Origin of the sequence: Phenylobacterium sp., assembly GCF_044371015.1 — a bacterium.
In the GTDB taxonomy this organism is placed as follows: Bacteria; Pseudomonadota; Alphaproteobacteria; order Caulobacterales; family Caulobacteraceae; genus Phenylobacterium.
The window spans coordinates 1-6,509 of sequence record NZ_JBILUK010000180.1; the positions used below are offsets into that span (position 1 = coordinate 1).

Consider the following 6,509-nt stretch of genomic DNA (forward strand, 5'->3'; position numbering starts at 1 on the left):
GATGTCGGGGATCGTTTCATCGAGTTTTGGGCCTCGCTCCCGGCGGCCGGATCGGACGGCGGCGCGGGAAAGCGGCGGCTTCTAGTCGCGACGGGCCTGGAAGTCCAGTGACGCGGAGCCGGGAGAAGAGGGGCTGACCTTGCGGCCGGATGGCGCGGCGGCGGGCTTCGGGCTAATCCGGTCGCTTCGGGACATCGGGGCGAGATCGCATATGAGCATCCGGGGACAGGCCTATGTGATGGGAGCCTTTGAGCACCCGACGCGCGACGCGCCCGACAAGACCACCGCCCAACTGCACGCCGAAAGCGCGCGGGGCGCGCTGCGCGATGCGGGCCTGACGTTCGACGACGTCGACGGCTACTTCTGCGCGGGCGACGCTCCGGGCTTCGGCGGTCTCTCGATGATCGACTACATGGGCCTCCGCAATGTGCGCCATGTGGATTCCACCGAGATCGGCGGCTCGTCCTACATCGCGCATGTCGGCCACGCGGCCCAGGCGATCGCGGCCGGTCGCTGCAAGGTGGCGCTGATCACATTGGCGGGGCGCCCGCGCAACGGCGGCGGGCGGGGCGGTCCGCCCCAGGCGCGGCCGGGAACGCTGTCGGACGGCGCGCCGGAGCAGGGTTTCGAGAGCATCTATGGCGGCTCGACTCACAACACCTACGGCATGTGCGCCATGCGCCACATGCACGAGTACGGCACCACGTCGGAACAACTGGCCTGGATCAAGGTGGCGGCCAGCCACCACGCTCAATGGAACGAACACGCCTTCCTCAAGGACGTGGTCACTGTCGAGCAGGTGTTGAACTCCCGCATGATCGCCGACCCGCTGCATTTGCTCGACTGCTGCGTGGTGACCGATGGCGGCGGCGCGCTGGTGGTGGTGGCGCCCGAGGTGGCTCGAAGCCTGAACCGACCCAAGGTCCGGGTGCTGGGCGCGGGCGAGGCGCCCAAGGGCCAGATGGGCGGCGATCTCGACCTCACCTGTTCCGGCGCCGTCTGGTCCGGGCCGGCGGCCTTCGCCGAGGCGGGCGTGACGCCCTCTGACATCAAGTACGCCTCGATCTACGACAGCTTCACCATCACCGTGCTGATGCAGATCGAAGACCTGGGTTTCTGCGCCAAGGGGCAGGGCGGCCGGTTCGTGGCCGATGGAAACCTGATCTCCGGCGTCGGCAAGCTGCCGTTCAACACCGACGGCGGCGGCCTCTGCAACAACCACCCCACCAACCGCGGCGGCATCACCAAGGTGATCGAAGCGGTGCGCCAGCTGCGTGGCGAGGCGCACCCCAAGGTGCAGGTGGCCAACTGTGATCTGGCCGTGGCGCACGGCACCGGCGGCTCGCTCGGCACCCGCCACGGCGCCGCGACCCTGATCCTGGAACGGGAGGGCTGAGACCATGTCCGAAGTGATGACGCGCGCCATTCCGGCCCCGGCGGTCAGCCTTGAGACCAAGCCGTTCTTCGACGCCGCCGCCGAGGGGCGTTTCCTGATCAAGCGGTGCCAGGCCTGCGGCAAGGCCCACTGGTACCCGCGCGAGATGTGCCCGCACTGCCACCACGAGCAGACCGTGTGGGAGGAAAGCCCCGGCGAAGGGGTGATCTACACCTACTCGGTGATGTGGCGTTCGCCCTCGGGCCCCTACGCCATCGGTTATGTGACGCTGGACGAGGGCCCGCGCATCCTGACCAACTTCGTCGGGGTTCCGCCCGACGGGCTCGCCATCGGGATGCGGGTCAAGGTGCGGTTCCAGCCCACCGAGGGCGGTCCGCCGGTTCCGGTCTTCGCGCCGGTCTAGGGTTTCGTGCTAGACGCCCCGCCATGACGACGGATGCACAGGCGTGGGCGGAGGCGACCGAGCAGGCGCTGCTTTCGGCGGCGATGCCGCTGGCGGTCGAGCACGGCTGGACCTGGCGCACCGCAAGGCTCGCCGGTCGCGCACTCGGCATGAGCGCCGGCGAGGTCGAGCTGCTGGTCCCGCATGGCCCGGCTGACCTGGCGGCGCTGCTTTCACGGCGGCATGACGCGGCCGCCATGGCGCGACTGGCCGGGATCGATCCCGCAACGCTCAAGATTCGTGCGCGGATCCGGACCGGGGTCGAGGCTCGGCTGGAGGCCGCCGCGGCCGACCAGCCGGCGACCCGGCGCTGGATGGGCTATCTGGCTCTGCCGCCCAACATACCGCTCGCCGGTCGGCTGGCCTGGGAGAGCGCGGACGCGATCTGGCGCTGGGCCGGCGACACCGCGACCGACGAGAACCACTACACCAAGCGCGCCTTGCTTTCGGGAATCCTCACAGGCGGCCTGGCCGTGCGACTGGCGGATGGACCGGCCGCCGCCATGGCGTTCGTGGATGCGCGGATCGAGAACGTCATGGCGTTCGAGGTTTGGAAGGCCAAGACGAAGTTCCGGCCGTCTGTCTTTGCGGACCTGATGGCCCGAACGCTGGCCCGGGCGCGTTACGGCGATACGGCCGCCGAGTAGAGGCTCGGGCCCACAGGCCGAAGATCTAAAGCGGCCTGAGCTTGTTGACGTGGCCCATCTTGCGGCCGGACTGGGCGACACGCTTGCCGTAGAGATGGAGGCGGCTGTCGGGGTCGTGGGCGAGGCGGGCCCACTGGTCGACCTCATCCCCGAGCAGGTTCAGCATCTCGATCCGGGCGTGAGGCATGGTTGGCCCCAGCGGCCAGCCGCAGACGGCGCGGACCTGTTGTTCGAACTGATCCACCGAACAGCCGTCCTGGGTCCAGTGGCCGCTGTTGTGGACGCGCGGCGCGATCTCGTTGACCAGCAGGCGGCCGTCGGCGAGTTCGAAAAGCTCGATGCCGATCACCCCCACATAACCGAGGCCCTCCAGCACCCGCACGGCGATCCGTTCGGCCTGTTCGGCCAGCGCGGTCGAGACTATGGCCGGCGCCAGGGTTCGGCGCAGGATGCCGCCTTCGTGGTGGTTCTCGGCCAGGGGGTAGATGGCGGTGGCGCCATCGCGCCCACGCGCGGCGATGATCGAGAGCTCGCGGGTGAAGTCGGCCGGCGCCTCGAGGATCACCGGACGCCCTCCCAGCGCACGGAAGACCTCCGCAGCGTCTCGGGCATGTTCGATCCAACGCTGGCCCTTGCCGTCATAACCTTCGCGACGGGTCTTCATCAGCACGGGCGCGCCCATGGCTTCGGCCGCAGCGACGGCTTCGTCCGGCGTGTCGGCGCCGCGAAAGGCGACCGTCGGCGCGCCGGCGGCGTTGAGGAACTGCTTCTCAGTGATGCGATCCTGGGCGACGGCCAGGGCTTCCGGACCCGGCGCCACTTCGACGCCAAGCTGTTGCAGCGTCTGAACGGCCTGAGCGGGCACGTTCTCGAATTCGTAGGTGACGACGCGAGCCCGGGCGGCGAGCGCCTTAAGGGCTTCAGGGTCATCATAGGCGCCGACGATGACGTGGGCGGCGACCCGGCCGGCGGGACTGTCGGCGTCGCGTTCGAGAACCGCCACATCGAAACCCAGGCGGCCGGCGGCTAGCGCCAGCATGCGGCCAAGCTGGCCCCCTCCGAGGATGCCGAGCGTCTCACCGGGCCTTAGCGGCAGCGGAGGCGAAAGCGCGGACATTCAGCCTACTCGACCGCTTCGTCGACCGAAGCGGTCTGGTCGGCGGCGAAGGCTGCAAGGCGCTCCGCGAGCGCGGGATCCGCGAGGGCCAGAATACGCGCGGCCAGGATGCCGGCGTTGCGCGCGCCAGCCTCGCCGATGGCCAATGTGCCGACCGGAATGCCGCCGGGCATCTGGGCGATAGAGAGCAGGCTGTCCATGCCCTTCAGCGCTTTCGACTCAACCGGAACCCCCAGCACCGGCAGGTCGGTGAGCGAGGCGGTCATGCCCGGCAGGTGCGCCGCGCCCCCGGCTCCCGCGATGATCACCTTGAATCCCGCCGCCTTTGCCCCGCGCGCGAAGGCGTACATGCGTTCGGGCGTACGATGGGCGGAGACGACCTTGGCCTGGTAAGCGACGCCCAATGCTTCCAGCGCCTCTGCGGCGCGGCGCATCACCGGCCAGTCGGACCGGCTGCCCATGATGATGGCGACGGGCGCGGACATGGCGGCGCGAAGTCCCTTCGGGGAAGAAGCGGGGGTAGTAGGGCGCCGGCTTTGTCGGAACAAGCCGGGTCGGTTAGGTTGGCCTTAACTGCGGCGGTGTTTGATCGTCGTTAACCATGTTTGGCGGGAGCCAGAGGACGCGATGAAGGTTTCGGGCGCCACCACCGAGCCGTTCTCGGCGATCCGCCGTCGCGCCCTGGCGCAGGCCGGCGCCGCCGTTTCCGGACAACCCGCGGCGCGGGCCGACCAGGCTGCGTTCCTGGGCGTGCCGGAACCGGAAATGACCCCGGCGGTGAAGGCGGCGCTGGTCACGCTGCTGACCGAGATCGACGACCTGCGCGGCGAGGTCGGCCGGCTGAAAGCGCGACTCGCCGAGGCCGAGACCCTCGCCGACCGCGACGCCTTGACACCGCTCCTAAACCGCCGCGCGTTCCTGCGGGAGTTATCGCGGGTCGCGGCCTTCGCCGAGCGCTACGGCTCGTCGGCCAGCGTGGTCTATTTTGACCTCGATGGCTTCAAGGGCGTGAACGACCGCTATGGCCACGCTGCGGGCGACGCAGCGCTGATCGCCGTCGCTGATCGCCTGGCGGGGCTTGTGCGGGAGAGCGATCTGGTCGGCCGCATGGGCGGCGATGAGTTTGCGGTCGCCCTGGTCCAGGCTGATGCGACGACGGCGGGCGCCAAGGCCGAGACCCTGGCCACGGCGATCGCGCGTGAACCCTTGCAGTTCGGGGAGTGGAGCGCGCCGGTAAGGCTGAGCTGGGGCGTCGCCGAGATCGCCCCCGGCATGACGGCTCAGGATGCTGTGGCCGCCGCAGACGCCGCCATGTATGCGCGCAAGCGAGTCCGGACGGGCTGAATACACTCAGGCGATGATGTCGGGGTTCAGCAGGTCCTCGACGCGGGCGATCTCGTCCTTGAGCAGCAGCTTCTTGCGCTTCAGCCGGCCGATCACCACCAGATCGGGCAGGGGTGAGGCGGCCAATGCCTGGATGGCCAAGTCGAAATCGGCGTGATCAATCTTCAGATCGGCCAGTCGCGCGGCCAGCGCCTCTTCGGTGAAGGTGCTGTAGTCGATCATTCCATGGACCTCGCCAACGCGTCGACCAGGGCGGCCTGGGCCTCGGTCGGCGCGGGCTTTTCCCATGCCCTGACCGCCGCCGCCAGGGCTTCGACGGGTGCGGCGGAGCCGGGCGGCGCCAGCGCCTCCAGGGTCTCCAGCAGCAGGCGCTCGGCGACCAGTTCGAGGCTCTGGATGTCGGCGCGGATCGCCAGGCGGCGGGTGTCGTCCACCGGCGGCAAGGCTGGCTTCAGGGCGCGGCGGGCGGCGCGCAGAGGATGCAGGGCCGCCGCATCCCAGGCCCGGGCCAATGCGGCGCCCCGGGCCAGCACCTCGGGGTCGACCTGTCCGGCCTGGATCGCCCAAAGCAACAGCGAGGTGTTCTGGCCGTGGACGTCCTGCAACGCCAGGCAGGCGTCCGGCACGCCCGGGCGAGCATAGGCGGCGAGCGCCCACTCCCAGATCCCGCTCATGCCCCCGCCTCGATGGGCCCGATGTCCTGGCCCCAGCGCCGCACCGGCCGCCAGGACAGTCCGAACAGGTCGAGGGCGCGGCCGACGGTCTGGTCGACCATCTCCTCCAGGCTCGCGGGCGCGGCGTAGAAAGCAGGGGCCGGCGGCGCGATGATCGCCCCCATCTCGGCCAGACGCACCATGGTGCGCAGGTGTCCCAGGTGCAGCGGCGACTCGCGCACCATCAGCACCAGCGGACGCCGCTCCTTCAGGGTCACGTCGGCCGCGCGGGTCAGCAGAGAGGCTGTCACACCGGTGGCGATCTCGCTCATGGTGCGGATGGAGCAGGGCGCGACCAGCATGCCCAGGGCCGCGAACGAGCCCGAGGCGATCGAGGCCCCCACGTCGCCGGCCTTATGCGCGACGTCGGCGCGCGCCTGAGCGTCGGCCAAGGCGACCCCCGCTTCCTGGTCAAGGGTCAGCGCCGCCGACCGGCTCACCACCAGATGGCTCTCCACGCCGAGGTCACGGCAGGCGTCCAGTGCGCGCAATCCATAGACGGCGCCGGACGCCCCGGAGATGCCGACAATCAAGCGGGGTCGATCTGTCTTGGCCATCCGATGGTTCGTTCCCCTGCGCGCATCACGCTCGCGCAAACATATGTGATCTGACAGCGGCAGGAAGCGGGTGTTCACTCCGAGTCGCCAACCAAGAGGAGGCTCTACGCATGGCGCTAGATGCCCGGATCCGCGAACTCGGATCCCGTCACCAGTCCCTGGAACAGGCCATTCAGGACGAATTGCGCAGGCCCCACGCCGACGATATCCGACTCCGACAACTCAAGCGACAGAAGCTGAAACTCAAGGAAGAGATCGAGACTCTTCGGGGCCGGCTTCATTAGGCTCACAAT

Annotated in this window: 10 protein-coding genes; 5 read left to right on the forward strand and 5 right to left on the reverse strand. The window is 69.4% G+C overall.

The genetic code is table 11. The features are described from left to right. The first annotated feature begins 211 nt into the window (after positions 1-211). Genes ACIQ3R_RS13500 through ACIQ3R_RS13510 form a run of 3 tightly spaced genes read left to right on the forward strand, consistent with a single transcriptional unit; the run spans position 212 to position 2,485 of the window. Entirely contained in the window at positions 212-1,396 is a 1,185-nt protein-coding gene (locus ACIQ3R_RS13500; RefSeq protein WP_397419343.1) for a thiolase domain-containing protein, read from the forward strand. A 4-nt stretch (positions 1,397-1,400) separates the two neighbouring features. Beyond that, positions 1,401-1,799 carry a Zn-ribbon domain-containing OB-fold protein gene (locus ACIQ3R_RS13505; RefSeq protein WP_397419345.1) on the forward strand — a complete coding sequence of 133 codons (399 nt, stop codon included), beginning with the start codon at positions 1,401-1,403 and terminating at the stop codon, positions 1,797-1,799. Positions 1,800-1,822: 23 nt separating this feature from the next. Further along, positions 1,823-2,485 carry a COQ9 family protein gene (locus ACIQ3R_RS13510; RefSeq protein WP_397419347.1) on the forward strand — a complete coding sequence of 221 codons (663 nt, stop codon included), beginning with the start codon at positions 1,823-1,825 and terminating at the stop codon, positions 2,483-2,485. 25 nt (positions 2,486-2,510) lie between these two features. On the opposite strand, the gene ACIQ3R_RS13515 is transcribed toward ACIQ3R_RS13510, so the two are convergent. Both ACIQ3R_RS13515 and purE read right to left on the reverse strand, forming a co-directional pair. Beyond that, positions 2,511-3,602 carry a 5-(carboxyamino)imidazole ribonucleotide synthase gene (locus tag ACIQ3R_RS13515; RefSeq protein ID WP_397419349.1) on the reverse strand — a complete coding sequence of 364 codons (1,092 nt, stop codon included), beginning with the start codon at positions 3,600-3,602 and terminating at the stop codon, positions 2,511-2,513. Between the two features lie 5 nt (positions 3,603-3,607). Continuing rightward, positions 3,608-4,087 carry a 5-(carboxyamino)imidazole ribonucleotide mutase gene (gene purE / locus ACIQ3R_RS13520; protein ID WP_397419351.1) on the reverse strand — a complete coding sequence of 160 codons (480 nt, stop codon included), beginning with the start codon at positions 4,085-4,087 and terminating at the stop codon, positions 3,608-3,610. 142 nt (positions 4,088-4,229) lie between these two features. On the opposite strand from purE, the gene ACIQ3R_RS13525 reads away from it, so the two are divergent. After that, positions 4,230-4,946 (forward strand): GGDEF domain-containing protein, encoded by a 717-nt coding sequence (locus tag ACIQ3R_RS13525; RefSeq protein WP_397419353.1) that lies wholly within the window; start codon positions 4,230-4,232, stop codon positions 4,944-4,946. 6 nt (positions 4,947-4,952) lie between these two features. Here ACIQ3R_RS13525 and ACIQ3R_RS13530 read toward each other — a convergent pair whose 3' ends face one another. The 3 genes from ACIQ3R_RS13530 to ACIQ3R_RS13540 are packed head-to-tail and all read right to left on the reverse strand — an operon-like array spanning position 4,953 to position 6,216. Beyond that, entirely contained in the window at positions 4,953-5,168 is a 216-nt protein-coding gene (locus ACIQ3R_RS13530; RefSeq protein ID WP_397419355.1) for a YdcH family protein, read from the reverse strand. After that, positions 5,165-5,620, reverse strand: a complete 456-nt coding sequence (locus ACIQ3R_RS13535) for a TIGR02444 family protein (protein ID WP_397419357.1) — start codon at positions 5,618-5,620, stop codon at positions 5,165-5,167. Before ACIQ3R_RS13535 ends, ACIQ3R_RS13530 begins: the two co-directional genes overlap by 4 nt. Next, positions 5,617-6,216 (reverse strand): UbiX family flavin prenyltransferase, encoded by a 600-nt coding sequence (locus tag ACIQ3R_RS13540; protein ID WP_397419359.1) that lies wholly within the window; start codon positions 6,214-6,216, stop codon positions 5,617-5,619. Before ACIQ3R_RS13540 ends, ACIQ3R_RS13535 begins: the two co-directional genes overlap by 4 nt. A 110-nt stretch (positions 6,217-6,326) precedes the next feature. On the opposite strand from ACIQ3R_RS13540, the gene ACIQ3R_RS13545 reads away from it, so the two are divergent. Further along, entirely contained in the window at positions 6,327-6,500 is a 174-nt protein-coding gene (locus ACIQ3R_RS13545; RefSeq protein WP_397419361.1) for a YdcH family protein, read from the forward strand. Positions 6,501-6,509: the final 9 nt, after the last annotated feature.